The sequence below is a fragment of the Coprococcus sp. RTP21204st1_G4_RTP21204_210225 genome (assembly GCF_040915385.1).
GTDB lineage: Bacteria > Bacillota > Clostridia > Lachnospirales > Lachnospiraceae > Allocoprococcus > Allocoprococcus comes.
Genome location: NZ_JBCPDP010000057.1, coordinates 1 through 1,617 on the forward strand (window position 1 = coordinate 1; position 1,617 = coordinate 1,617).

Consider the following 1,617-nt stretch of genomic DNA (forward strand, 5'->3'; position numbering starts at 1 on the left):
GGATTATATAGCTTATATGGAATCTGTCTGTAGGACTAATCCAGCGGTCAAGGCAAAACAATTTCATGCAGTGATTTCATGTAAGGGGCGTGAATATTCGGCAGATGATTTGAAAAATGTAGCTTTGCAATATATAAATAAAATGGGTTATGGAAATAATCCTTATATGATATATTTTCATTCTGATACAGAAAATAATCATGTACATATTGTTTCTACACGAGTACAGAAGAACGGACAGAAGGTAAAAGATAATATGGAAGCTGTGCGCTCACAGAAAGTCATAAATCAAATAATGAATGTTGATTTAGCTTTGAAGGCTAAAGATGATATTTCAAAATACATGGAGTTTTCTTTTTCTACAGTGCAGCAATATAAGTTGTTACTTGAACAATCAGGATGGAAATTAAGAGAAAAGGATGGATTATTAATTTTGTATAAGGGTGGTGAAAAGCACGCTTCAATTCAATTAGAGCAGATAAAAGATAAAGCTAAACAATATACACCTGATGAAGAAAGAAGAAAACAGATAACAGCTCTTTTATTTAAATATAAGCAAGGACTTTCCTATACAGAACTTCAAACTTTGATGAAAGATAAGTTTGGTATAAATTTAGTCTTTCATACAGGAAAAGGACATACTAAACCTTATGGATATACATTAATTGATTATAGAAATAAGAGAGTTTTGAAAGGTGGGGAAGTTATGGATTTGAAGGAACTTTTAGTAGAGCCTAATAAACAAGCAAAAGTAGAACATTGTAATAGTATAATTAATCTTCTTTTGAAAGATGGAACAAAATATACAATGGATAGTTTCAAGAAATCAATGTTAGATTACGATTATAGGTTTTCAATGAATGGCACAATATTTATAAATGGTGATGATAAGGCTTTATTGGTTCTTGATAAAAAACTGCTGAAAGAATTTAGATATAATAGCAGAGTGTATGAAGCAAATAAATTTAATGTTGCTACAGTTAAAGAAGCCGAGTTGTTAAGTAGAATTTATCATGTGAAAAAAGATGATATTTTGATTCAAGAGCATATGGATAAAAAAAATACTGTCTATTCTGATATGATAAATAGTTATTTGGCTCATAGTTCAGATTTACATTCTACATTAAGAGAAAAAGGAATTCTTTTTGTTGAAGATGATAATTTAGTTTATCTAATAGATAAAAAGAATAAAGTAATCATAAGTACTGATGATTTAGGAATCAATATTATAAAAGATGGCTATAGTAAAGATAGGATTACTCTAGTTACTCTTGATAAGATGGAAAGAATAAATGTTGAACAAGATTCAGAACTGGCAAGGGGATTTAATCTGATTGATGCTATTTGTGATATTCTTAGCCAGCATATAAATGTACAGCAAGATAAATCTCCTAACAGGAAAAAGAAAAGAGGACAGCAACAAAATTAATTAATAAATAGAATAAGATATGATAATATTATTTGGAAATCAGAAAGGCGGTTGTGGTAAAACGACTAATTGCATACAATTTGCCAACTATCTAGTAGAAAAAGGAAAAGAAGTTCTAGTATTGGATTTAGATTTTCAGCGTTCATTATCGGATAGAAGAAAAGAAGATATTGCGACCTATGATAATG

General features: G+C 29.4%; 2 protein-coding genes. Both read left to right on the forward strand.

Annotated elements, in window-relative coordinates:
- A partial coding sequence (locus AB5213_RS17040; protein ID WP_368277022.1) for a relaxase/mobilization nuclease domain-containing protein occupies nt 1-1,429 on the forward strand: 1,429 nt, incomplete at its 5' end.
- Between the two features lie 19 nt (nt 1,430-1,448).
- Nucleotides 1,449-1,617, forward strand: a 169-nt coding sequence (locus AB5213_RS17045; protein ID WP_368277023.1) for a ParA family protein, incomplete at its 3' end; no start/stop codon positions are given.